The organism is Pelodictyon phaeoclathratiforme BU-1, assembly GCF_000020645.1.
GTDB lineage: Bacteria > Bacteroidota > Chlorobiia > Chlorobiales > Chlorobiaceae > Chlorobium > Chlorobium phaeoclathratiforme.
Genome location: NC_011060.1, coordinates 2,822,404 through 2,845,319, shown reverse-complemented (window position 1 = coordinate 2,845,319; position 22,916 = coordinate 2,822,404). Strand labels below are relative to the sequence as shown.

Here is a 22,916-nt window from a genome sequence, read left to right as displayed (position 1 = left end):
GAATGAAAAAGCTGTTTCAGTGGCAGAGAACCTGCCCGGTCTTCATTTGCTGCAACAGGAACGGTTTAAGCCGTTTAATGGTGATGAATTTTTGCGTTTATCGTACAACAAGTTGAAAATCAACAGCTTGTTTTTTTACGAAATGAGACTTCTGATCAATGTGTTATTTGCTTCTGATGTTATGTTCCTTTTCGAATGTATCGAGTTGCTCACGGATGTTTTTTCTAAAAGCCAGACTGGTGACAAGGTTTAACAGTTTGTAGGGGTTTCGCCTCACTCGGTTGGCAATGTTTTTCAACGAATAGACCTTGTAATAGCTTGTCATGAATTTGTGCTGGAACTTTATGGGGTCGTATCTATCAGAGCGGATGACAAGATTCATCGCATTGTATTTCTCCCAATTTTCATCAGTTATCCATCCATTTTTCTTGTACTCCCAGTACATTGTTGTGCCTGGGTAGGGAGTAATAATCTGGAAAATCGGCATGAAAACATTGTTTTTACCGACAAACCGAACAAGGTCATCCATGTTTTCGAAACTGTCGAGCTCCGGATTAATCAGGAAATTTCCCTGGACATTCAGGCCTGCCTGGCGGCACTCTTCAATCAGACGGGAATATTTCTCCGCTGAATTGACGTGACCTTTATTATAGGCTTCAAGGGTACTCTGTTTGATGGATTCGAATCCAACCAGCACCATGATGCACCCTGCTTCTACAAGCTTTTTTACCGTTTCCTTGTCTTCAAGGAGGGGGAGGCTGAAGAAAACGCTGAAGTTGATATTACACTCTTTAATGAGGTCGAGAGATTCCCAGAGCTTTTTTTTGCTGACGCCCAGGTTTTCATCACAAAGCATGAACCATGGTTTCGATGATTTCCCGTTTGCGTTAAAAAAAACTTTTTTGGCAGTTTCAAACTGTTTTTTAAGCTCGTCGGGTTTCTGCATCCGGTAAAGCTTTCCGGTAAAATTAGGGGTGACGCAGAATGAACACTCATAGGGACAGCCGCGGGTAACATAAATCGGGATAGATTTTGTACCGTCTACTTTTTCACGTTTTGATGCTTTGGCAATTTTTTCATAGTCAAGCGCCAGTACCTCTTTTACCGGTGCAAAGTCTTTGGAATCGTAGAGAGGTTTTAAGCGGTTGAGTGCAATATCTTCAAGGAGAGTCAGCCAGAGATTTTCGGCTTCGCCGCAGACGAGGGTGTCGGCATGGACTTTTGCCTCTTCTATATTGAACGAAACATGCAGGCCGCCAAGGATAACTTTTGTTCCTTTTTTTCGAAACGTATCGGCAATTTCATAGCCTCTTGTTGCATCAATGGTTCGTGATGTTATGCCGACAAAATCGTAATCACCGTCATAATTGATCGGATCGCCAAAATGCTCATCAACAATTTCAATATTGTGTTGCGGAGGCGTAATACTTACAAGTACCCCTATCGCCATATTGAATAATGGCTTCTGGTTTGATTTAGAATCTTTTTTCCCTTTCGGGGCTATGAGAAGAAACTTGAGTGCCTTAATGTGTTGATGTTCAGGTTTGCTCATGCTTGAGTTCTTGTTATGAAGGGTTTGCGCTGTTACCGTCCGTTTGTTAACCTTGATTCAATTGAGAACCTTGTTGTACTCCTTTTGTGCGTGGCCTTGCCCATGAATATTAAGGTCAAAGGGAATATGCAGCCATCTGTCCTTGAATACGGCATCTCCCGGTTCAAGCCCGGTCAGGCTGATCGGAAGGGTGATAATTTTACGCTGATTGCCGATGTGTATATAGAGCTCATCTCCGGTTACCCAGACGTCAATATCGACAGGGTTGGCAAACATAAGCTTCAATTGCACCTCATAGATATTGCCGTTTCGGACAAACTTGATTGGTGGTTCGTCAAACATCATTTCGGATGGATCGCTGTCGCCATACATATCTTTGGCGAAAAGTTCCAGTGAGGTGAGACCGACAATCTCTTGTTCATACATCCTCAGTTTTTTGATCGGGAGGGGTGCAAAACTCTCTTCGATTTCTCCAAGGTATTTCTGCTGAATGGTTTTCCAGTTCTCCAGATATCCGCTCTTCTCTTTTGTGTCAAGCAGTCTGTTGACAAGTATCATATCAACCTTGAAGCCGTAGAGGTTCAGATAGGTCAAGGCACGCATGGTCTCCTTGATCGACATTTTTTCAGCATTCATGACCAGACGCACCGTTGATTTTTTATTGTCCGTCAAAATTTCGCGGATATCGGCAAGTTCATCAAAAACCTGATCAACGGAATCAATGGCATCCGCAGGAGGAATATAAAAAGCGATTTTATCAGACATTTTTGACAGGGGCTTGCTGAGCGGCTTGACAATATATTTGGTAACGTTTTTTACTGCCTTCATGCCCCAGGAAAGGGTATCAGGAAGGGAGAGGAGCCGCAGGGTTTCTCCTGTCGGGGCTGTATCAAGCACAAGCACATCATAGAGACCGGAAGCTTTATAGCGCTTTATTCTCAAAAGAGAAAAAAGCTCCTCCATGCCGGGCAGAATGGTCATCTCATCGGCCATGACACCTGAAACACCCTGAGCCATAAAGATTTTTGAATAAAACTTCTGTACGGAGTTCCAGTTCTGTTTCAGGTCAACATAAGGATTGACCTCAATGGCATGAAGATTCTCCTTGATCTTTGTTGGTTCAGCGCCAAGAGGCAGGTTGAAGGAATCTGAAAGACTATGTGCAGGATCGGTTGAGAGGACAAGGGTACGATAGCCCAGTTGCGACAAACGGACAGCCGTAGCCGCAGAAACACTGGTTTTGCCTACCCCGCCTTTACCTGTAAAAGTGAGAATACGCATCAATAGACCGTTTGAAATGGAGGAAATACAGCGAAAATATCATAAAAGCAGATGGGCAGTCCAGCATAATTACCTGCGAACACATCTCTTCAGCAACACCAGCCTGGGTACGACGAAGAAAGTCGGAGCTGAATATGCCAAAAATGCTTCTTGTTTAAACAAATGTATTCTCAACGGTCAGCAGTGGCTCGGGTGTTCATGCCGGAACGTTGGGATAACACTGACTGTAACCCGAAAGAAATTTATACGTTATAGACAAAAAAACCTTTTCTCATTGACCCCCAATCTAAGCTTTTTTTTACATAAAACAGGGGCCTATCCTCTACGGGAATCAGTTATCCTCTACGAGATTGTGTTTTGCGTAGAGTATAACTGAATTTCGTAGAGGAGGTAAAGGAGAAAGCTCTTGCTGAAAAATGGGGAGACCTTTATATTGAAATTATATTTATATGGTTAATGTATACTGACATGTAAACAGCGGGAGGAGTTCCATGTTGAAAGAGGCTGGTGGGGTGGTTGGAGGTGCTTTGCTATTTTCGCCTATCGGGATGCCGATTTTGCTTCACGGGGTTGCCGGTGCTGTTGTGGGAGGCGCAGGGCTTTTTGTCGCAGATGCAGTTTTGAAACAAGTGACTGGTGCTGTCAGTAACCTGATTCCGCATTCTGAGCCGACAGGGTCGGTAGAAGGGAAGGGTGACGAGTAATACGTGCTGGCGACCGTTTCAGAATACATTCAACTATTTCTGGTTATAGCTGTTGCCAGTTTATTCCTTGTTTGACATTCTGGCAGCTCTCCGCACTTCTGTCGAAATGTGGGGTTGTGGGTCTTTGTTGCTTTTGTTTTTTGCAACCATTCGATGGTTGGACTTCTTGAACCAGCGGTGTTTGCCTGATTGTGGCGCTGCTTCAAAGGAGTCGGAGAGCCTGGGCCAGGTAAACAGCCAAAGTAGAGAGAGGCAGATTCGGGCTTTTTGTGTGCCCTTGTTCTATTGGTTGATTAATGGATTGACGTAAATTTTAATTTGCGTTTTTTCTCAATTAACGGTGTGGCTCAACGGGAATGATGGTGAGGAACGGAGATGAACAGTTGAGTTACGGCGTTCATAATACATGAAAATTAATATATGAAGGCTCTTATTTTATACGACAGTAGATCTTCAGCAGGTTCTACCGAGTCGATTATTGATTCCATTGGATTGAGTCTGGCTGAGTCGGGTTTCTATGTAGAAAAAGCAAAATGTAAAGCGACTGCGGATTACAGCTTCGTCAAGGATTTTGATCTGGTCATTCTTGGCGCACCAGTCTACAACTTTATCGTTGCCTCACAGCTTTTGGGCGCATTGATCCAAGGCAATCTGAAGATAAATCTTAAAAGGAAAAAGATTGCGCTCTTTCTCACCTGCGGAAGCTCGCAGTCCACAGCGACGCTTTTTTATCTGCCACAGTTAAAAATCCATCTTATCCGCAATAAAATTCTTGTTGAAAAAATTTTTGCACCCGATGCTTTTTCAGATGGGGATCTTATTGATTCGTTTGTTGAGGATTTGCTTTATGAGTACAATAGAGGCCCGAAATCCAAAGCTTTGTCGGCGAAGTGGACCGAAGAGGCCCAGGAGTGTTATCAGTCCATGCCCTCTTTTGTCCACGAAAAGTTCAGGACAATGGCTGAAGAGTATGCCGAAGATATGGGATATAAGGAGATTACCCTGGCTGTGCTTGAAGAAGCGAAGGGCAGCTTTGGCGCTCCGTAACGGCTATTACTTGAGCTGGTTAAAGGTCGAGTTGGACTGGCTTAAAAATCCGGTCTATCCCTATGAGTATACTTGCAGACTGTGGGTTAGCGACAACGAGCCATTGCCGATGGCAAAGCAATGCGTACTTGCGTTCGTTAATCGTTCGACGGTATATTTTGCCATTGAAGAAAGCAAAAAAAAAGCACCCTATACGGCAACGTATAAGGTGCTTTTTTGAAAAAAAGACAACTTACTTTTTTGGTGCAATAGAGGCAGAGAAGCTCTGTAGAGCCTGATTAGCACTGCCAAGTACATTGCTGATAAGTTCTGTGCAGGTCTTAACTAAAGGCTCAATCGCTGGGATTGTGTTGTTCAGTATTTCAGCCTGCTGCTGTCCAAGTTTAGTTAATGTATCCATAATATTGCTGATGGATGCAGAAAAATCATTGTTGGTTTCGTTTGCCATGGTATATATTATTAAATGTTGTTGGCGTAATTATATGTTAAAACACTCTAGTTATTCCAAGAGGTTATTTTCCTCAATTTAAAATATTTTCAAATATGAGCAAACTTATAAATATGATCTAATTTGCACAGTACAAAAATTTCCGTACTGATCAAACCGCTTTTACCGCCTCACACAACAAGTGGCCGTACTTCCTGACTGTGCGAACATTGCTGAAGCCGATTGATTCAAGAATTTCCTTGTAGGCGCTCTGCTCCTTGAAGCCGAGTACCGAAAACGGCATACCTGCACCAAGGACATAGTGGCTCAGATAGTCAAAGTTCGGGTTTTCCTGATCATCGATAATCATGTCGAGGATGAGCACTTTCCCGCCTGATGGAAGAGCGTCATAGGCTTTTTGGCAGAGCATTTTGGTTAATTGCTCATTTGCTGAATAAAGGATTCTGCAGAACATGACGGCATCCGCTTTAGGGTATACGTCCTTGTATATATCTACGGCTACGCCTCTCAAACGAGCTCCAACTCCTTTTTCGATAGCATTTTCATTTACCAGTTCAACCGCACCGGGAAGATTCAGAATGGTGGAATCAAGCTGAGGAAACTTTTTTAAAAGGGCGGCAGAGATATCACCGATTCCACCACCGACATCTACGAGGGTTTTTGCAGCCGACAGGTCAGCCTCTTCAAGCAGAAGCATGATGGCAAAATGGGCGTTGCTACGGTGAATTTCTTCAAAATACCAGTTGTCTTCTCGCGTAACAGGAGGATAGGCGACCTCGGCCTTGAAATTCAGGTTACCTTTGACGGCATCTGCTATTTTCATGTAAAAATTTTCCGAAAGGCTAGCCATGGCCTTCGCCACTGGAATCATATAAAGGTTCGGAAGCTCATTGTTTGGCAGAAACATATTAATCGTAAACGGGGTGAGGCTCCACTTTCCATTCTCTTCGGCAGTAATCCCCATTTGCCGCAGGGTCTCGAGCAACATGATGAGTCTTTGCGGAATCGCGCCAACATTGGCTGCCAATGTTTCGATCTCTTTTGCTTCGTTAGCAAGGTGAGTAAAAAGGTCAAGTTCAAGAGCTGCTTTCAAGCAGCCACTTTCCACAAGACCTTTAAAAATAAGTTCAGTGGCTCTGTGATTTTGCTTCAGTAACTCGTTGACGCTCATAATAGAAGTATTGCTAAATAGTTAAAGAAATTTTAAATTGATAGTTACTTGCACGAATTTGAATGAGTCCACATTGTAGCTATTTGAAAATAAACTAACCATCCAAAGCAGGCCCTTCCCAATATACTTATCAAATTTCCCCGTTATTCACCACAGTTCGGTCTGTGTACTAAGTTTCTGTATAGTATTTTTGCAGTCAAACCACCATGTCACTCTGATCGATTCACTTTGTCCAGAGTGCTATAGGTACAATAACTGACGCAACCTTTTTGTTAAATAATTTAGAAAAAATCCCACTACCGTCCAATTATAAATCAAATAAATTCAATTGTGTAGTGGCCCCCAACCGGTAGACAAAAAGTGGCAAAATTTAAGTTGGTCGCCTGAGCCCATGCTCTCAAGTTGGCTGAAGGTAATATGAGCCTGTGCGTTAATGCGAGCGCCCAGGTTTGTCGCCACGTCGTCGGAGCCCCTGGCATGTACGTAAGTCTCCTGCACGGGAACGGAAGATCTCCGATACCACCTGTCGTCGTTGGCGGGTCGCATCGGGAAGACTAATAGTCAAAGCCGATGATGTACGGTACGGAGAAGTCAGACCTGCCCATACTACCGGAGAAGCAGGCGAACAAAAGCGGGCGAACAAAGCAGGGGGGGGCCATGGAGGGAAGGGGTGGGAACAAGAGGAATGCGGAACTGGAAAGCACGGTCCGGACGCAAAGTCGCTCAGAAAGAAAAAATAAACTTATATTATTATTTGCCATTTCAATCGATGCACAGTTGTACACTTGCCCCGAAACGGTTGTACAATTTCACCCAAAATAGTCATCCAGTCGATATGCGCTTCAAGTTTGACGAGAGGACCTTTGAGTTTTGTGAGTTTTTCTGGCAAAAAAATGCTCGTCAAACATGCCTAACGGATTGATGTTTTTCATGATAAAGGGCGAAATGGAGCTCTTTCGTTGAAAACACGGCATATAGTGCTCATTTTATGAATATAAGTCATTGCTTTTTATAAAGATATATCATTCTCGAATAAATAGAGATGGCCTTTGTTTTTTACCAGACACTATTGATCGTTTTACGTGATTTACCTGGGCGCAAAGCACGCCAAAGCACTGCGATTTATAGAGATTCAATAGTTTACAGGTTTATTTGGCTAAGGAACTTCGAACAATGCGTCTGCGGATGAAGAGGTTAGGGGCTGCTCCCGATTGGAAATGCAATATTTGGTTAATACCGTTAGTTTCATTAAATTATCGAACTTAAAACAGCTATCGATAACCCGTAATTCCCAAATGAAATGCCTTGTTACACTCCGGAACAGCTTGCACTAAGAAACGCCTCAATATGGACGACTGTACAGCTTATGTTGGCCCCGATTCAGTTTGTTGCTTTTCTTGTAGGTGTTGCGGTAACCTATTTCTACTATAGAGATAGTGGAATATTTCCCTTTTATTGGGTGGGCGCTGCTTTTCTTTTTAAAACATTTATGTTTGCTCTTATGTTTTATACCGGAGCCTATTTTGAAAAGGAACTTTTTGATAAATGGATCTTCTCAAAAGAATTTATGCTGGAAGATATCGGAAGTGTTATTGCCGGGATATTCTTTGTGCCCTATTATTTCCTTGCCTTTACCGGCGCATCTAAAGAGGTCCTTGTCTGGGCAGCTTTTATAACATACTTCGTCTACTGCGCTAACTCTGTGCAGTATCTTGTGAGAATAAGTCTTGAAAAAAGGGGCGAGAGGCACTCGATGCAGGGTCATGCTTGAATCGCTATAAAACATATTCTTGACTAAGCACGGCTTCGTGAAGGAGTTCTTAAACATGAACTCCAACCCCATGCCCTGCTATGGGGTAGTTGATTAAAACTCTAAACAACTTTTTTATGCTGACAGGGGATTTTAACGCTTTATGGAACAAGACGTTTTTATACATCGGTATCGGTTGGTTAATTTTGATAGGTATGGTTTGGGATTCATGCTATATTATTACCGTCGCGGACCACTTATTGTTTGCAGGTGTCTTGGTGTTGGGATATTTGGTGACTTATTTTTTTGGTATTTTCATTAACTCTCGTCATAAAAAGAAGTTGCTTCTCAGTAAAGCTGCAAATGGCTAATAAAATCGGGCTTTTATATTGTATTTATAAAGCATCATCGCAGCAGAGCTGCGGGGTATTATTTAATTTTCTATAGAATTCATTCATGAAGCAAAGCTTCGGGGAATTGATCTATAAAGATTAAATGCAATCACGGATACATACAGAACCTAGTTGCGGTGATTGTTCTGTTAAGGATAGAAATCAGGTGCTCCCTTTGAAGGGAAAGTGCTATTCAGAATCTTTTTAACAAGTAATAATATTTCTATGCTATGAATACAAAGAGAGTAATTACAGAGGCGGACATTCATTTAAAGGCACGCCTGCTTTCTGAGGGGGCGAAGGTGACTGTAAATAAATCGCCGACAATGGGATACAACCCTTTTCGCGCTATGGTATTCAATGGAAGCGATTTGGCGACTCTTGTGCGTCAAGAGCCGTATAGCCGTCTTGAAGTGCAGGTTAATGGTGATGATGTGGAGTTTTATGACTGCGGAAAACATCTTGCAAGTGGAAGAATGCAGGAGTGGTTTTCTTGGCGTGACGGAGTGTTAAGCAACGGTCGTCCAGTTAATGCTGCGGTAATAGGGATGAACCAGGATATTATCAATATTCATTACAGTTACAGTTGTGACAATAACAATACCGGAAAATCATGCAAATTCTGTTTTTTCTTTGCTAATCAGCATGTTTCGGTAGGAGAGGACCTTGCAAGAATGCCGTTTTCCAAGATAGAGGCATTGGCAAAAGAGCAGGCAGAAGCTGTAAAAATAGCAACCGATCACGGATGGCGTGGGACCTTGGTCATTATTGGAGGGCTTGTTGCACCCGAAAGACGTGCACAAGTTTCCGGCCTTGTTGAAATTGTTATGGCCCCATTGCGTGAGCAGTTGAGTCCGGAAGTGTTTAATGAACTGCATATAACGGCTAATTTGTATCCTCCGGATGATTTTAAGGATATGGAGCGCTGGAAGGCTTCCGGTATCAATTCAACAGAGTTTGATCTTGAGGTTACCGATCCTGACTATTTCAAGGCGATCTGCCCGGGGAAATGTGCAACATATCCCCTTGAATACTGGCATGCCGCCCAGGATGCCTCAGTTGAGATTTTCGGGCCAGGCAGGGGGACCACAAGCTTTATACTCATGGGTCTTGAACCTATGAATTGTATGCTGGAGGGTGTTGAAGAGCGCCTGTCGAAGGGGGTATATCCCAATATGCTGGTTTACCAGCCTGTGCCGGGAGCTGATATGTTCAGAATGCCTCCGCCAAACGCCGATTGGCTTGTTGAGGCTTCAGAGAAACTGGCAGACCTTTATTTCAAGTATCAGGATCGTTTTGATATGCCCCTTGCTACGGACCACAGGCCCGGTTATACGCGAATGGGACGTTCCCAGTATATTATGCTGACAGCTGATGTAATTGCACGCAGATTGTATGAACAGGGTTATGAACTTCCAGCTGCATATCCTGTTTAACAGGTCATAACAGCATAGTTGCAATTGCCGTTTACCATGCTTGTTCGATGGTAAACGGCAATTATTGTTATTACATGTTTTCTTGTTCTGCATTATGTGAGAATTCCGTTTAAAATAAAGGGTTACTTATGCAAAACCTCTGGAAAGATGCCGATCTTCAGCGCTCCGTAACCGCGCAGCGCAGCACCGACGATATTCCTGTTGAACTTGCCGAACTTGTCTACGCCTCCCGTCTGCTCGGCAGCGAGAGTTCGCTGGTGATGCACGGCGGAGGCAACACCTCGGTCAAAAGCGAGCTGCACGATATCATCGGCTACAGGGTCAATGTCATTTTCATCAAGGGGAGCGGCGTCAATCTGGCGGGTGTGGATGCGCACGATTTTATGCCGGTACGGATCGAGCCACTGCAGAAGCTGCAACATCTCTACGCTACCGGCGGGCGCAGCAGCGAGGAGGATATACAGCAGTTCTCGACGCAACGGTTCAAAAACTTCCTCTATCTGAACCTGTTCTACCTGACCGAGCACATGGTGAACCATTCGCTTTCACCTTCGATTGAAACCCTGCTGCACGTGTTTCTGCCCCACCGGTTCATTTTCCATACGCACTCCACGGCGCTTCTGACGCTCAGCAACCAGCCCGACGGCCAGGATCTCTGCCGGGAGGTGCTCGGAGAATCGTTCGGCATGGTGCCCTATATCAAGCCGGGTCTCGGGCTTGCCCGTTCGGCCGCTGCGGCCTACGAATCGGCTCCCTCCATCAGAGGCCTTGTGCTGCAGAAGCACGGGCTCGTTACCTTTGCCGATACTCCGGATGAGGCGTACCATTGCATGATCGAAAGCGCAAATCGTCTGGAAGAGCGCATAGCCCGGGCCGGACGGAAGGTGTTCCCTTCGGTTTCGCTTCCCGCCGGGATCGCATCCCTCGAGGATGTCGCGCCGGTTATCAGAGGGGCTGTCGTTGAAGAGATCATGCCCGGAAGCCGCGATTACCGTCAGTTCGTGCTCGAATTCCGTACTTCACCCGATATTCTTGCCTATGTCAACAGCGATTCTCTTTCCGATGTAAGCCAGAGAGGCGCCATGACCCCGGATTTCATTATCCGCACCAAAAACCGGCCGCTGGTCGTTCCGGCACCCGATGCCTCTGACCTCGACGCTTTCAAAACGGCGATTCATGAAGCGGTGGAGCAATACGAAGCGGAGTACAGGGCTTATTTCCTGCGCCGGCGGCTGGCTTCGGGAATCGAGGTTTCCATGCTCGACCCGCTGCCCAGGGTGGTGCTTGTGCCCGGTCTCGGTCTGTTCGGTCTCGGTCGGACCGCCCGGGAGGCTGCAGTCAACGCGGATATCGCCGAAAGCACGGCATCGGCCATTCTCGACGCGGAATCGGCAGGACGCTTCGAGTCGATTACCGAACAGGAGGTTTTCGATATCGAGTACTGGGAGATGGAACAGGCCAAGATGACGAAGGTCCGCCACGACGTGTTTGCCGGCAAGGTTGCCCTGGTAACCGGTGCGGCAAGCGGCATCGGACTGGCGACGGCAAGGGCGTTCCGTCAGCGCGGCGCCGAGCTGGTCATTCTGGACCTGAACCCTGAGGCGCTTCAGCATGCGGCCGAAGAGCTCGGCGGGGGAGTGCTTCCGATTGCGTGCGACGTTACCGACCGCGCTTCCGTCAGGCGGGCCTTCGACAAGGTGTGCCGCCGTTACGGAGGGCTGGATATCGTAGTCTCAAATGTAGGCGTCGCCCTGCAGGGCCGCATAGGCGACGTTCCGGACGAGGTGCTTCGCCGGAGCTTCGAACTCAACTTTTTTTCGCATCAGTCCATAGCCCAGGATGCGGTCAGGATCATGCGACTGCAGGGAACCGGAGGAGTCCTGCTCTTCAACGTTTCCAAGCAGGCGGTCAATCCGGGTCCCGATTTCGGGCCGTACGGCCTGCCCAAGGCGGCGACCATGTTTCTCGTGCGCCAGTATGCGCTCGATCACGGTCGCGACGGCATCAGGGCAAACGGCATCAATGCTGACAGGATCCGCACCGGCCTTCTGACCGACGAAATGATCAAAACCCGTTCGAAAGCGCGGGGGCTGAGCGAGCGGGAGTATATGGCCGGCAACCTTCTGCAGGTCGAGGTCACGGCCGAGGATGTCGCCGAGGCATTCGTGCACCAGGCGCTCGAAACGAAGACGACCGGCTCGATCGTCACGGTTGACGGCGGCAACATTGCCGCCGCTCTGCGCTGAGAGGGAAGTTCCTGAAAAAAAGATTGTTACAATCAAACTTTAACCGAAAGAGGAGAAGACCATCATGGCTGAATACGACAAGGACAAGCAGGCAAAAGAGTATTACACAGACGTTCCTGTTGAGAAACACGGTTTTTTTCTCAAGGGGGCACACTCGCTTGACTGGGGCATGAAAAACCGCCTGTCGAGGATATTCAGGCCCGATACGGGCAGGACGGTCATGTTCGCCATCGACCACGGCTATTTTCAGGGGCCAACCACCGGCCTTGAGCGTCCTGACGTCAACATCGTGCCACTCATGTCGCATGCCGACGCCATCATGCTCACAAGAGGCATGCTGCGCACGACGGTTCCGCCTTCACTCACCAGGGCAGTTGTCATGCGCTGCAGCGGAGGCCCGAGCATTCTCAAGGAGCTCTCCGACGAAGAGCTTGCCGTTGATATCGAGGACGCCATCCGCATGAACGTGGCGGCAATCACCCTGCAGATTTTTATCGGCGGCGAGTTCGAAACCCGTTCCATCCACAACATGACCAGGCTGATCGATATGGGTCTGCGTTACGGCATTCCAACCATGGCGGTCACCGCCGTCGGCAAGGATATGGTGCGTGACGCCAAATACTTCAGGCTTGCCTGCCGGATTGCAGCCGAACTCGGGGCGCAGATCGTAAAAACCTACTATGTTCCCGAAGATTTCGAAACGGTTGTGGCTTCCTGCCCGGTGCCGATCGTGATGGCCGGAGGCAAGAAGATTTCCGAACTCGAGGCGGTCACTATGTCCTATCAGGCAATCCAGGAAGGCGCGGCCGGTGTGGATATGGGCCGAAACATTTTCCAGAGTGATGCTCCGCTCGCCATGATGAAAACGGTCGGGAAGGTCGTTCATGAGAACATGCCTCCCGCCGAAGCGTACGAGTATTTCCAGAGCATCAGGAGGGAAGGATAGGCGCAGAAAAGCATCTGGCAGAATGGTTTAGAGCCAGTCGGCAAGTAACTTCGCTTCCCAGTTCCATCTTTCAAAGTGATTCAGTTCAGTTACCGTTGCATGATCAAGCTCTTCTCTCGTGAAATCGAAGCCTTCCTGCCGGATGATTGTCCAGCGATCTTCTTTTGTTGCAGCATTGTGTATTTTATCCGATAACTCTTTGTCCTGCTTCATTTGCGCAAGAAACAACTTTGCGGAATCCTGTGACATACGGCGAAGTCTCCTTTTTTTAATTGAAAATCGATGGTAAGGTCACAAATTTAACCAATAAGTCCGGAACAAGAAAAGAAAAATATCCGGGGCGGCGGGTTCGAGGGGCTTACCGTTTGGAACATGGTTCTTAGGGTTGTTATTTTATATGTATAGTCGGCATCATCATAAGCAATAACGTCATTTGTAATGATAGCAGATAAAGTTCAAACGCTCTACCCAAGGGTATCCGAGTATTTTGGTAAAATCAGAAACGGAAACAGATATCTGGAGCATATTCTGGAGGTGGATAGCTTTTGGAAAAATTTCGAGCACTCCCCATGCCGCAAGGTTGTCCTTCAGGGAAGCGAAATGCCTGCAGATGCATGTGTTTCCGACGAATATGATCTAGTTTATGCCGGGGGCTCATTGGGATTGTTGCATGCGTCGGTCATGGCTTCGAAATACGCAAGAAAAGTACTTGTTTTTGACCGCCATATGAGTGGAAAACCAAGCCGTGACTGGAATATTTCCTGGAATGAACTTGAAAAGCTTGAACAAGTCGGTCTTTTCTCATATGAAGAGATCAACGCGAGTATTGCTTGCAGGTATAAAACAGGGTGGGCTGAGTTTTACGTGGAAAATGGTCGGAAAAAGCGGCTGTATATCGATAATGTGCTTGACTGTGCTGTTGAGAGCGACCAACTTCTTTCCATTGCCAGACAGAAAATTCTTGCTGATGAATGCAACAGGATCGTTGACAAGATGACTTTCATGCGGTGTTTTCAGTTTCCTGAGAGTGTGGTGATAGAGGTTGAGAACAATATGCATGAGCGGGTTTATTTCAGAGCCAAGGTATTTGTTGATGCGATGGGAGTACATTCTCCGGTTGCCATGCAGTTGAATGACGGGGCATCCTTTACACATCTCTGTCCTACAGTCGGGACTGTTTCCAGCGGCCTTGAAAATGTTGATCCAGATATAGGCGAAATTCTTGTAAGTACTGAGCCGGCCGATACCAGCTCAGGAAGAGGACGTCAACTAATATGGGAGGGCTTTCCTGCCGGTGGCGATCGCTATACCACCTATCTTTTCTTTTATGATTCCCGGAGCTCCGATAATGATAAATCTCTGCTTGGTCTCTTTGAAACATATTTCCTGAAATTACCTTCCTATAAAAAACCAGGAAAGGATTTTGTCGTCCATCGCCCTGTGTATGGCGTTATACCGGCTTATTATCATGATGGGTTTGAGCGTACCCGTCAAGTTGCCGATAATAATATCCTGATGCTTGGAGATGCCGCTGCACTTGGTTCACCACTTACTTTTTGCGGTTTTGGTTCATTTGTTCGCAATCTCAAATCATTGACAGAGGGGCTCGAAAAAGCCTTGGCCTGTAACAGCTTTGAAAAGAAGAATCTCGAACAGATAAGCGCCTATGAACCAAATGTTGCCGCAATGGCGAACCTTATGAAATTTATGTGTTATAATAAGTATACCGATCATCCGAATTTTGTCAACGAACTGATGAATGAAGTGATGATAGTTCTGGACGGCCTGCCGCCCAGGTACAGGGAAGCAATGTTCAAGGATACTCTGGAGCTATCCGATCTGCTCCTCATTGGTTTGAACGTAGCATGGAAATATCCCGGTGTCTTGATGGCGACAGCAACCAAACTCGGTCTGGAGGGATCACTTGGGATGATGAAAAATATGATCGGCTGGGCAATGTCATCAAAAGCTTCAAATTAAAATCTTTATCCATCATAAACAGATTCTGACATGGCAAACGAATCACGAAAAGGCGGTTTTTTTTCCGTATTCAGAAAAGAGGAGAAATCCGTAGCAAACAAATCGGCTATTACATCGCAACAATCAGAAACAAAGGCAGCTTCTTCTGAAAAGCCGGCAGTATCGGTTTCCCGTGAGATGACGCCGAAGCCCGTAGCAAACGTAAAGCCAGCAGCCACTGCGGAACAACAGGAAAAACCTGTTGTTTTCGAGGCGATCGATACGACAGCGGCTTTTAGTGCTTGCTGGAAGGCTTTTGGTGACCTGGGCTTATCGCAGGTAAAAACCGTTGAAATGGTGCTGACTATGCTGTCAAATTCCATTGCTAAAATTACCGATGGGCAGCAAACGAAATAAGTGGATGTTTTTTTTAAAACCGATTAAAAGGGAAAGAAATGCCGCAACTACCACAGAATATTATACCGGAGGAATTGACAAAGCCTGCAGCGGCAATTGTGAGCGGGGCTTTTTTACTCTCACCACTTGGTATTCCACCTTTTATCAGAGGGATTCCAAGAGTTCTGCTTGCCGGTGCAGGTGGATTTCTTGCCGGAGCGGTTGCTGAAAAGGTTATTGAGAACATTGGTCAGATATTGCCGCCTCAGCCTGAAGATGATTAGCAATATCCTCCGTAGAGCAGGAGTGCTCACGCATGATCAGACGTAGTTGCCTGACTTGATTTATTGACGTTGACGCACGCGTTTAGGTGACTTGAAGCCAGGAACCGGAATTATCAGGCTTTTATCTTGTGATTGCCTGCCCTTATCCGATTGCTATTTCCATCGCTGTCAGGTCACCTGCCTAACAAAAAATTGATAGGTAATGTTGCGATTTTTCCGATCATGTCGGGTGGCGTCATGCGGTTGATGCAGACCCCATGTGTATTGTTTGCAAGAATTCTTTTTGCAAGGTCTTCCGTTGCTTCCCGAACATTTTCGCCAAGCAACGAAAGAAAAAGCCTGCCAGCATCGGTTTGTTGTGAGGTTTTAGCTTGCAGCTCCGTACGTATGATTCCCGGTATGATTGTACCTACCTTTATCTTCAAAGACCGGGTTTCTTCGATAAGGGATTTCGAGAAATAGTGTACAGCCGCCTTGGACGTTCCAAAAACACCCATTCCGTGAATTATTCCCCCGTCGGCACCCTGGCCTTCAAGATTGTACAGGTATCCCGACCCCTGTTCGATCATTCCTCTGATAGCCACATGCGATCCATTTATTGTTCCGGCAAGATTGACATCAAGGGTATGCCCGATCTGTGTCATATCAAGCTTCCAGAACGGAAGCAAAGGGTGGGCAATACCGGCGTTGTTTATCCAGATATCTACCTGGCCTATCGATTTTTGCGCATGGTCCCAAAGATCCTGAACCTCCTGGTAATTGGCAACATCACATGTTTTTGCCGAGATATGTTCGGAGCCATGCTGCTCGGCCAGCTCATTCAGTGCTTTGTCAAGGTTGCTGCTGTTGCTGCTGCTGATCATGACACGGCAGCCTTTTGAGAGAAATGCATGAGCAAGACCCAGGCCAATTCCTCTGCTGCTTCCTGTGATAACGATGTTTTTCATGTTTATATCAGTTTTTGCTGTTAAATCCGGGCCTCGATTATTCTTTGTATCGATGAAAGGTCATATTGAGAAAGAAGGTCATAGATATGGGTCGGCACAATGCCTATATCGTCCGGACGGTACATTTTAAGGAAATAGAAGTTCCTTATAGCATGAATATCTATTGAGTATTTTGCAAACTCAGTACCTCCCGGACCGGATTTCGCTTTTTTTCGGCTCAGATAGATGCCAAGCCATTTAGGCATCGCTTTCCGGTCATCAAGCTTCTCCGGTTGAAGAATCGGCATGAGAGTCGGCTGAAGTGCTGCTTGTACCGCACTATGACTATCGCCAAAAAAAACCTCAGGTGACGTTTCTATTTCATCATTGATAAGATCCAGCAGCTTTTCTCCTCTTTCCGTTCTGACAATAATCCATTGCGTTTTTCTGTTTTTGCTGTATGGCGCACCTAAATAACCGACAGTAATATCTGAAAGGCTGTTGATGTAATCAAAGCAACTCAGGCAGGAGTTCGGAAATACTCCGACTTTCATAACCGCTGATGGAAGGCAGAAAAATGGGATTTTCTCGACTTTTCCGGCTTTGTGAAGAATATGTACCCTGTAATCCTGCATGAATTCGAAATTGATAACCGTTTCCGGATTTTTGCTGATATTCCGGAAAACCCATTGAAGATGGGATGGCTCCAGATTATCGGTACAAGGGATACCTACGATATACAGGTCCAAATCGGCAAAATAGGGGCTTTTTCTTGTAAAATCCCTCACCATATGTACATGGCAGGCAGCTCCGACAACCAGGAGCCTTCTTGTTTTTTCCCGATAAGCCGTATGCAATGCCTGAAGTACAGGAGACAACACTGGTTTATTGCCGCGGGCCTCATGAATATCCTGAGCGGTTTTAGCAAGCACTGCTTTTGGTTGCAGAGGCTCTCCATGAAGCGTTAGCACCGCATCCACAAGGTTTGTTTGCAGGGCCATTGTCGATATTCGGGTAATGATGCCGCTCCATTGCGCTCCATTGACAGGTTTTTTCAATGTTGCGTTGAATCGTTTGAGACTGATACCGAAACGCAGTTCATCGCTGTCATCAGGGTTCCTTACTCTTCCGAAAATCCTTTTTTCATGATTTTCTACCCATCCGCAACGAAAAACACAGCTTTCCAGGCTCTCCTTCACCGGCCAGGCATTGCCCATGCATAGACCGCATTTGCTGCACAATGGTTCGTCGAAGCGAGGCGTCTGTATTTTTGATGGTTTAGTCATGGGAAGAGATGAAGTTTTCAACGACACAACAGAATGTTGCATTAAAATAGGCATTTTGTTTTGAGTGATCAAGAGGCATGCATCAAGCCTTTATTTCAAGGGGGCTTTGTGCTCGGTACATGATAACTTATGCTGATAATCATACTGCGGTCAGACAAACCCTGTCTTGCCATCTTTTCTGTCTATTTCTTTCCACCTTCGGTGGCAATTTCAGGCATAGAGCAGCAGATATCCGACTGAACCTGACAAAGCATGCTTTCGGTTGCCTGCTGCATGATTTTCGACATAATCATATCGCTCATGAATTTCAGTGCCGGTTCCGGCATGAGATTGAGCGGAAATGACAGTTTGAAATCCAGCGATATATTTGTTTCGAAATGAACGGTCGTCCGATTGTCTGTCTGGTGAAGAAGGAAAATTTCAGAAAAAGTTTTGCCGATGAAGGTATGGTCGTTGTTAAAAAGCAGTTCCGGGGCCGACTCGACGGTTTCCCAGATAATTTTTTTCCCGGGGGTCTCTGTATCGATGGGAGCCCGGCTTTCACCGACGTAGCGCCTGAAAACTGCACTGTCTGTCGGTATATGCTCTTCGGTCTGTCTGACAAAAAAGATTGCTACGATCGGGTTATTTCGAGGATCGTCAACCTCGAAGGTCCATTGAAAAACATCGAAATCCGGTATATAGCGTACATATCTGCAGTACGGATTGCATTTCAGGATTTTCTCGTGATTTGAGAAATAAACAGTCGATTCCTGCAGGCATGACTCAAGAACGACCAATGCTTTGCTTTTTCCTACAACTTCCATGATTACACAAAAACGTTTCTTTCTCCCTGATATTGTTGCATGCTCTTTTTTCACTCTGATCAGGCCCTGTAATTCGTTTTTTTTCAGTGGGAGCCCGATTCAGCTCAGGATGAACGGACATTTGCTGACTGAGTGTTCATGATAAACAGGTTTACTCGCCCAACAGTTCCTTGCCTGAAGATTCGAATATGCCCTTAAAATGTAACCGTTCTTGCCAGTATTGCAAACAACTATTAACCTGACTTCACCGACCCTTTTCATTATATTTTCAGAGAGCATTAACTTTCCTCCGATGTGAGCTTGAAAAACCAGTAAAACAATGTATGGCCATGCATGATGAGTTGCCGTTCAGGATTATTTTTGCCGGGATCTACGTCGCCGGTTTCTTGATGAGAGGCTTGTTCATACAGCGCATGAAACCGCAAGAAAAACCGATAATACCTGAAGCGGGAAATGCAGGGGAAATAAGCCGTTTCAGGGTTATTTTCCAGAAAGTAATGTTTTTTTTATGGATAGCTATCGTGGCGAGTTACACATGGTATCCACCATGGGTTGAGGCTTTGCATTTTCCTTTTCCCACATGGCTCCGTTACGGGGGCGCTATTGCTGCCGCAGTATCTTTTCTGTTTCTTTTTCTGACCATGAAAACACTCGGAAGATACTGGAGTCCTTTTCCAAGATTGATGGAAGGGCACAAGCTTGTAATCACAGGACCCTATCGTTTTATCAGGCACCCCATGTATACCGCCATGATGTTGCTTTTTATAGCTTTTATCCTTATTACAGCGAATGCAGCCGTTACTGTGTTTAGCCTGATTGCCACTGTTTTGACTGTCAAATGGGCTTTAAATGAGGAGAAAATGCTCATCGGTTTTTTCGGAGACGAATACCGGGCGTATATGACGCGTACGGGGGCTTTTTTGCCGGCCCCCAGGAAGATGGTTCGGCAAATCTTTTTTAACCAGCACGAAAAACTATGAGTTTTGCTGATACAACAAGAGGGAAGATATATTATGAAGACACCGGATGGAGTGTTGGCGACAATCGGGAAGTCGTTTTGTTTTTCAACGGCTGGTCAATTTCTGCGAGATACTGGATACCAGTAATAGATCGGCTATCTTCGCAGTACCGTTGTCTTTCCTTCGATCAAAGCGGAACGGGCCGAACCGTATGCAGCCATTCGTGTCTTTCTTTTTCCGTCGAGAGGTTTGCCGATGAGGCGTCGGAATTGCTTGTCAGTCTTGGCCTTCTCGGCTCCAGAAAGCTGCATATTGTCGGCCACTCGATGGGAGGTATGATCGCGACGGAAATCTGCAACCGGCATCCCGAATCCCTTGTTGTAGTCGGAAATTAAAAATCAGCCAATTTCGGAAATTAGCAATCACCCAGGGAGAGGCTTGAGATTACGTCATTTCAAAATGATTTGCAACTACTTTTTGACTCGGTAGTTGTTTCTTGCCAAGATTGGGGCCTCCTTCCACCGGTTGCAGTTGATTGAAGATGGTTTTACGGTGTTCGAGCCGGTAGCTCTTACCGGTAAGTTTGATGACCTCGCATTTGTAGAGCAGCCGATCAAGCAACGCTGTTGCAAGTACCTCATCGCCGAGCATCTCCGTCCACTCTTTCGGGCTTTTGTTTGTCGTAATGATGAATGATGTCTGTTCATGAAGCTGGTTGACAAGCTGGAACAGACCGACGGCAACCGACTTCTCAAGCGGGAACATCATAATATCGTCGATAACCAGCAGGTGTGCATTCAACAATCGCTTGTACTCTCTTGCCGCTGCAGTGGTAATTTCTTTGAACCTGATGGTTTGGATGAGGTTGTCCATAGTCCGGAACAGCGCGTGATAACCGAGTTAAATGGCTTCATTGCAGAGCCCGTCAGCAAGATAGCTCTTGCCAGTACCGCTTGGCCCGATCAGGATCAAGTTGTAGTTCTGGTCAAGCCAGAGCAGTTGTCGCAACTGCTGGAGCTGGACTTGGCTGATTCCGTTCTGAACTCCAGAGTCATAATGATCAAGATCATGGAGGAACGGCAGGTTAGCTACTTTCCTGCACCGTTCAAGATGAGCATGTCGCCGACAGGAGAGTTCTCTCTCAAGCAGAGCAAGTGCAAAATCGCTGTAGGATGGCTCGCTTTTGCGTGCTTCTTCGAGCAGGACGTCAACGCTCACTGCCAGCCCCGTAAGGTTGAGTTCCCTGGCATGCTCCTGTATGGTGGTAATGGTTCTTTCCATGGTGATTAGCAAAGAATTTTTTCATAAGTGGTTATAGTACTACTCTCTGGCACAAACGACAGAATTTTGTTCAAGTCACTCTGGAGTGTTTTCGGACGGAATGCCTTAAATACCGCATGATGACTCTGTTTGTCCTTCTGCTTCCGGTGATGTTGCAGGATGTCATGGAACTCGCCGCTTGAAAAGAGATGATGATCGACACAAGAGGCAAGGGCATCGTCAACCAGCCTTTGCTCGCATCCGTTGATGGTATCGCGTACATGCAGAAACTGGTCTCGAATGTACCTCGGATAACGGTTATGGATACTTTCAAGGAACAGTCCAGCCTGTTCCTGATTGGTGAACTGCTGCATGAGTGAATCCTGCAATTCTCTAATTTTTGTAGAGATATCACGACGGTGGTGATTGTTGATCACCACAATACCTTTACCGCTTTCGATCAGGTGACCAGCCAGCAACTTGCCGTCTTGGGCGTACAGAAAAAGGTTGTTTTCTCTGGCTTCCAGCACAACCTGTGTTCCTGGTCCAGCATAGGTTCCGACCGGCAGGGTATAAAAATTTCCTCGATATGAAATCGTGTTGTCTTTGCGTACATGGTAGTCTTTACCGATAGTACCGGAAATCGGATAGGGTAACGGTTCATAAGGGCGAAGATGCTGTTTTTCGACCTGCCATTCTGCATCAGGAACCAGATGTGTTGTCGTATGTTCCTTGGCATTGGCCGTTCGTTCAAGCCAGAGTAACACCTCCTGGTTCAGTACATCGAGATTGACAAATCGTCGTCCCGGCAGGAAGTTGTGTTTCACATACTTGACGCCAGCCTAAATTTTCCCTTTACTTTCCGGATCGCTTTTCCGGCAGAGATGGATTTTGAGACTGCGGTGTAACAGATATTTATTGAACGCCTCAGTATAGAGGATCGCACCACGGTTTTCGTTGGTAACTATCGTTGAATCTTGATCATAGACCAGTGTGTGCGGTATGCCTTCAAAAAAGGTGAATGCCTGTTCATGAGCCTCAAGCACGAAACGGGTGGTGATCGGCTGCTGGCTGAAGCTGACAAACTTTCGGCGGCTTCGGGAGAGCAGCATAATCATGAAGTAAACCTTCACTTTGTTCTCATCAGCACTGAGCATCCAGTACTCGCCGAAATCCACCTGTGCCTGCTCTCCATAAGGAAGTTGCTCGACGGGATAATAGTGCCGAGGGGTTCCTTTCGGTTTCGGAATATCATGGGATTTTCGGATCCACTGAACAAAGGAGTAGATCGTTCGAGTTGTTATCTCAGGGAATTCAGGGTGATGCTCCTTCAGCCAATCTTCTACTTGTGCAGCACTACAGTCAGGATAGTCGGCAACCCTGTTCTTGATGAACTGTTCATAGGGCTGCAATTTTCGGTAGCGCCGCTTTTGTTGAGCAAGGAAATCACTGAATTCCTCATCGGTCATGCGGAGGTACTTGCGGACAGTCACTCGGTCCAAGCCGGTATTTCGGCTGATTTGGCGAATGCTTAAGCCTTCTCGGGAAAGTTCCTTAACTTTATTGTACATGGTTAGCTTTTTTAGCTGTGTCCTCATAGCTCTGGGGTTTGATTTGGTTCGCACCTTCAAACTACGAGCTATGGGTGTTTTTTACGCTAACCCTGGGTGATTCTTATTTTCCGTTTTTGGCCTATTCTTGTTTTCCGATCACAGATGATTTGGATGATGATTCAAATGGTTGATATTTTAACCATTATTGGGGCTCTGAACGTGCAACAATAATAATGGACACCCTAAGAAGCTTTGGGGCGAAGCAGTCAGGTAAGCCAGGTGCCGGAAAACGGCGCGCCGTGGTTTAACGACCCTACCTCCAAGGGGCTGGAGCATAAAGTCAACAACGCATTGCCGGAAGGAATAAACAGCAAAATCCAGTTGTTAAAGGCGGCTGCCCGAGGTTACTCCTTGCCTTAATTCTTAAAGCTGGATTATTTCGGGGCGGCCTTTTTTCCGATAAACATGTTTAGCATCACAACTATAATAATACCGGACAGGTAAAAAACTACGG

General features: G+C 46.3%; 23 protein-coding genes and 1 pseudogene. 13 read left to right on the top strand and 11 right to left on the bottom strand.

Going from position 1 to position 22,916, the window contains the following annotated elements:
- Nucleotides 1-163 precede the first annotated feature (163 nt).
- Together PPHA_RS13585 and PPHA_RS13580 are read right to left on the bottom strand one after the other, a co-directional pair.
- Nucleotides 164-1,552: a B12-binding domain-containing radical SAM protein gene (locus tag PPHA_RS13585; RefSeq protein ID WP_012509377.1), complete on the bottom strand. Its 1,389-nt coding sequence runs from the start codon at nucleotides 1,550-1,552 to the stop codon at nucleotides 164-166.
- 57 nt (nucleotides 1,553-1,609) lie between these two features.
- Nucleotides 1,610-2,833: a TRC40/GET3/ArsA family transport-energizing ATPase gene (locus PPHA_RS13580; RefSeq protein ID WP_012509376.1), complete on the bottom strand. Its 1,224-nt coding sequence runs from the start codon at nucleotides 2,831-2,833 to the stop codon at nucleotides 1,610-1,612.
- A 491-nt stretch (nucleotides 2,834-3,324) separates the two neighbouring features.
- Here PPHA_RS13580 and PPHA_RS13575 point away from each other — a divergent pair, with 491 nt between their 5' ends.
- A complete protein-coding gene (locus PPHA_RS13575) occupies nucleotides 3,325-3,537 on the top strand; it encodes a hypothetical protein (RefSeq protein ID WP_012509375.1) in 213 nt (70 codons plus the stop codon).
- Between the two features lie 420 nt (nucleotides 3,538-3,957).
- Nucleotides 3,958-4,584 (top strand): flavodoxin domain-containing protein, encoded by a 627-nt coding sequence (locus PPHA_RS13570; RefSeq protein ID WP_012509374.1) that lies wholly within the window; start codon nucleotides 3,958-3,960, stop codon nucleotides 4,582-4,584.
- A gap of 232 nt (nucleotides 4,585-4,816) precedes the next feature.
- Here the strand turns inward: PPHA_RS13570 and PPHA_RS13560 are convergent, their stop codons facing one another.
- A complete protein-coding gene (locus PPHA_RS13560) occupies nucleotides 4,817-5,032 on the bottom strand; it encodes a hypothetical protein (protein ID WP_012509373.1) in 216 nt (71 codons plus the stop codon).
- 151 nt (nucleotides 5,033-5,183) lie between these two features.
- Nucleotides 5,184-6,203, bottom strand: a complete 1,020-nt coding sequence (gene bchU / locus PPHA_RS13555; RefSeq protein ID WP_012509372.1) for a bacteriochlorophyllide d C-20 methyltransferase BchU — start codon at nucleotides 6,201-6,203, stop codon at nucleotides 5,184-5,186.
- A 1,300-nt stretch (nucleotides 6,204-7,503) separates the two neighbouring features.
- On the opposite strand from bchU, the gene bchF reads away from it, so the two are divergent.
- The 5 genes from bchF (at nucleotide 7,504) to lsrF (ending at nucleotide 12,973) form a co-directional block, all read left to right on the top strand.
- A complete protein-coding gene (bchF, locus tag PPHA_RS13545; protein WP_012509371.1) occupies nucleotides 7,504-7,974 on the top strand; it encodes a 2-vinyl bacteriochlorophyllide hydratase in 471 nt (156 codons plus the stop codon).
- 116 nt (nucleotides 7,975-8,090) lie between these two features.
- The gene (locus PPHA_RS13540; protein ID WP_012509370.1) at nucleotides 8,091-8,324 is read left to right on the top strand and encodes a hypothetical protein; all 234 of its coding nucleotides are present in this window, start codon (nucleotides 8,091-8,093) and stop codon (nucleotides 8,322-8,324) included.
- Between the two features lie 251 nt (nucleotides 8,325-8,575).
- Nucleotides 8,576-9,781, top strand: coding sequence for a 7-methyl bacteriochlorophyllide c oxygenase (gene bciD / locus PPHA_RS13535; RefSeq protein WP_012509369.1), 1,206 nt, complete (start codon nucleotides 8,576-8,578; stop codon nucleotides 9,779-9,781).
- 128 nt (nucleotides 9,782-9,909) lie between these two features.
- Nucleotides 9,910-12,027: a bifunctional aldolase/short-chain dehydrogenase gene (locus PPHA_RS13530; protein ID WP_012509368.1), complete on the top strand. Its 2,118-nt coding sequence runs from the start codon at nucleotides 9,910-9,912 to the stop codon at nucleotides 12,025-12,027.
- 64 nt (nucleotides 12,028-12,091) lie between these two features.
- Nucleotides 12,092-12,973 (top strand): 3-hydroxy-5-phosphonooxypentane-2,4-dione thiolase, encoded by an 882-nt coding sequence (gene lsrF / locus PPHA_RS13525; protein ID WP_011744101.1) that lies wholly within the window; start codon nucleotides 12,092-12,094, stop codon nucleotides 12,971-12,973.
- Nucleotides 12,974-13,000: 27 nt separating this feature from the next.
- Here lsrF and PPHA_RS13520 read toward each other — a convergent pair whose 3' ends face one another.
- Nucleotides 13,001-13,222, bottom strand: coding sequence for a Nif11-like leader peptide family natural product precursor (locus tag PPHA_RS13520; RefSeq protein WP_011744100.1), 222 nt, complete (start codon nucleotides 13,220-13,222; stop codon nucleotides 13,001-13,003).
- Nucleotides 13,223-13,411: 189 nt separating this feature from the next.
- Between PPHA_RS13520 and cruB the strand changes: the two genes are divergently transcribed.
- Genes cruB through PPHA_RS13505 form a run of 3 tightly spaced genes read left to right on the top strand, consistent with a single transcriptional unit; the run spans nucleotide 13,412 to nucleotide 15,612 of the window.
- Complete coding sequence (gene cruB, locus PPHA_RS13515; RefSeq protein ID WP_011744099.1) at nucleotides 13,412-14,953, top strand: gamma-carotene beta-monocyclase CruB; 1,542 nt, start codon at nucleotides 13,412-13,414, stop codon at nucleotides 14,951-14,953.
- Between the two features lie 30 nt (nucleotides 14,954-14,983).
- The gene (locus tag PPHA_RS13510) at nucleotides 14,984-15,349 is read left to right on the top strand and encodes a hypothetical protein (RefSeq protein WP_012509367.1); all 366 of its coding nucleotides are present in this window, start codon (nucleotides 14,984-14,986) and stop codon (nucleotides 15,347-15,349) included.
- Between the two features lie 38 nt (nucleotides 15,350-15,387).
- Nucleotides 15,388-15,612 carry a hypothetical protein gene (locus tag PPHA_RS13505; RefSeq protein WP_011744097.1) on the top strand — a complete coding sequence of 75 codons (225 nt, stop codon included), beginning with the start codon at nucleotides 15,388-15,390 and terminating at the stop codon, nucleotides 15,610-15,612.
- A gap of 173 nt (nucleotides 15,613-15,785) precedes the next feature.
- Here PPHA_RS13505 and PPHA_RS13500 read toward each other — a convergent pair whose 3' ends face one another.
- The 3 genes from PPHA_RS13500 to PPHA_RS13490 form a co-directional block, all read right to left on the bottom strand.
- The gene (locus tag PPHA_RS13500; RefSeq protein WP_012509366.1) at nucleotides 15,786-16,559 is read right to left on the bottom strand and encodes an SDR family NAD(P)-dependent oxidoreductase; all 774 of its coding nucleotides are present in this window, start codon (nucleotides 16,557-16,559) and stop codon (nucleotides 15,786-15,788) included.
- 20 nt (nucleotides 16,560-16,579) lie between these two features.
- Nucleotides 16,580-17,824 carry a Coenzyme F420 hydrogenase/dehydrogenase, beta subunit C-terminal domain gene (locus PPHA_RS13495; RefSeq protein ID WP_150081043.1) on the bottom strand — a complete coding sequence of 415 codons (1,245 nt, stop codon included), beginning with the start codon at nucleotides 17,822-17,824 and terminating at the stop codon, nucleotides 16,580-16,582.
- A 182-nt stretch (nucleotides 17,825-18,006) separates the two neighbouring features.
- Nucleotides 18,007-18,630 carry a DUF1997 domain-containing protein gene (locus PPHA_RS13490; RefSeq protein ID WP_012509364.1) on the bottom strand — a complete coding sequence of 208 codons (624 nt, stop codon included), beginning with the start codon at nucleotides 18,628-18,630 and terminating at the stop codon, nucleotides 18,007-18,009.
- 323 nt (nucleotides 18,631-18,953) lie between these two features.
- Between PPHA_RS13490 and PPHA_RS13485 the strand changes: the two genes are divergently transcribed.
- Both PPHA_RS13485 and PPHA_RS15305 read left to right on the top strand, forming a co-directional pair.
- Nucleotides 18,954-19,610: a methyltransferase family protein gene (locus tag PPHA_RS13485; RefSeq protein ID WP_012509363.1), complete on the top strand. Its 657-nt coding sequence runs from the start codon at nucleotides 18,954-18,956 to the stop codon at nucleotides 19,608-19,610.
- Entirely contained in the window at nucleotides 19,607-19,984 is a 378-nt protein-coding gene (locus PPHA_RS15305) for an alpha/beta fold hydrolase (RefSeq protein WP_012509362.1), read from the top strand. The genes PPHA_RS13485 and PPHA_RS15305 overlap by 4 nt, the downstream gene beginning before the upstream one ends.
- 49 nt (nucleotides 19,985-20,033) lie before the next feature.
- On the opposite strand, the pseudogene istB reads toward PPHA_RS15305, so the two are convergent.
- The 3 genes and pseudogenes from istB to PPHA_RS16430 form a co-directional block, all read right to left on the bottom strand.
- Nucleotides 20,034-20,870: pseudogene (gene istB, locus PPHA_RS13475) on the bottom strand (IS21-like element helper ATPase IstB).
- Between the two features lie 5 nt (nucleotides 20,871-20,875).
- A complete protein-coding gene (locus PPHA_RS16435) occupies nucleotides 20,876-21,676 on the bottom strand; it encodes a hypothetical protein (protein WP_223293932.1) in 801 nt (266 codons plus the stop codon).
- Between the two features lie 15 nt (nucleotides 21,677-21,691).
- Nucleotides 21,692-22,420 (bottom strand): DDE-type integrase/transposase/recombinase, encoded by a 729-nt coding sequence (locus PPHA_RS16430; protein WP_223293931.1) that lies wholly within the window; start codon nucleotides 22,418-22,420, stop codon nucleotides 21,692-21,694.
- Nucleotides 22,421-22,681: 261 nt separating this feature from the next.
- On the opposite strand from PPHA_RS16430, the gene PPHA_RS16890 reads away from it, so the two are divergent.
- Entirely contained in the window at nucleotides 22,682-22,822 is a 141-nt protein-coding gene (locus tag PPHA_RS16890; protein WP_223294050.1) for a transposase, read from the top strand.
- Nucleotides 22,823-22,916 lie beyond the last annotated feature (94 nt).

Excerpts from the sequence above, each read along its gene's own strand:
- bchU (WP_012509372.1), bottom strand. The coding sequence starts at position 6,203 with ATGAGCGTCAACGAGTTACTGAAGCAAAATCACAGAGCCACTGAACTT.
- PPHA_RS13500 (WP_012509366.1), bottom strand. The coding sequence starts at position 16,559 with ATGAAAAACATCGTTATCACAGGAAGCAGCAGAGGAATTGGCCTGGGT.
- PPHA_RS13505 (WP_011744097.1), top strand. The coding sequence starts at position 15,388 with ATGCCGCAACTACCACAGAATATTATACCGGAGGAATTGACAAAGCCT.
- PPHA_RS13575 (WP_012509375.1), top strand. The coding sequence starts at position 3,325 with ATGTTGAAAGAGGCTGGTGGGGTGGTTGGAGGTGCTTTGCTATTTTCG.
- PPHA_RS13560 (WP_012509373.1), bottom strand. The coding sequence starts at position 5,032 with ATGGCAAACGAAACCAACAATGATTTTTCTGCATCCATCAGCAATATT.
- PPHA_RS13520 (WP_011744100.1), bottom strand. The coding sequence starts at position 13,222 with ATGTCACAGGATTCCGCAAAGTTGTTTCTTGCGCAAATGAAGCAGGAC.
- PPHA_RS13495 (WP_150081043.1), bottom strand. The coding sequence starts at position 17,824 with ATGACTAAACCATCAAAAATACAGACGCCTCGCTTCGACGAACCATTG.
- bciD (WP_012509369.1), top strand. The coding sequence starts at position 8,576 with ATGAATACAAAGAGAGTAATTACAGAGGCGGACATTCATTTAAAGGCA.
- PPHA_RS13540 (WP_012509370.1), top strand. The coding sequence starts at position 8,091 with ATGCTGACAGGGGATTTTAACGCTTTATGGAACAAGACGTTTTTATAC.
- cruB (WP_011744099.1), top strand. The coding sequence starts at position 13,412 with ATGATAGCAGATAAAGTTCAAACGCTCTACCCAAGGGTATCCGAGTAT.
- PPHA_RS13585 (WP_012509377.1), bottom strand. The coding sequence starts at position 1,552 with ATGAGCAAACCTGAACATCAACACATTAAGGCACTCAAGTTTCTTCTC.
- PPHA_RS13570 (WP_012509374.1), top strand. The coding sequence starts at position 3,958 with ATGAAGGCTCTTATTTTATACGACAGTAGATCTTCAGCAGGTTCTACC.
- PPHA_RS13485 (WP_012509363.1), top strand. The coding sequence starts at position 18,954 with ATGGCCATGCATGATGAGTTGCCGTTCAGGATTATTTTTGCCGGGATC.
- lsrF (WP_011744101.1), top strand. The coding sequence starts at position 12,092 with ATGGCTGAATACGACAAGGACAAGCAGGCAAAAGAGTATTACACAGAC.
- PPHA_RS15305 (WP_012509362.1), top strand. The coding sequence starts at position 19,607 with ATGAGTTTTGCTGATACAACAAGAGGGAAGATATATTATGAAGACACC.
- PPHA_RS13490 (WP_012509364.1), bottom strand. The coding sequence starts at position 18,630 with ATGGAAGTTGTAGGAAAAAGCAAAGCATTGGTCGTTCTTGAGTCATGC.
- bchF (WP_012509371.1), top strand. The coding sequence starts at position 7,504 with ATGCCTTGTTACACTCCGGAACAGCTTGCACTAAGAAACGCCTCAATA.
- PPHA_RS16430 (WP_223293931.1), bottom strand. The coding sequence starts at position 22,420 with ATGTACAATAAAGTTAAGGAACTTTCCCGAGAAGGCTTAAGCATTCGC.
- PPHA_RS13530 (WP_012509368.1), top strand. The coding sequence starts at position 9,910 with ATGCAAAACCTCTGGAAAGATGCCGATCTTCAGCGCTCCGTAACCGCG.
- PPHA_RS13580 (WP_012509376.1), bottom strand. The coding sequence starts at position 2,833 with ATGCGTATTCTCACTTTTACAGGTAAAGGCGGGGTAGGCAAAACCAGT.
- PPHA_RS13510 (WP_012509367.1), top strand. The coding sequence starts at position 14,984 with ATGGCAAACGAATCACGAAAAGGCGGTTTTTTTTCCGTATTCAGAAAA.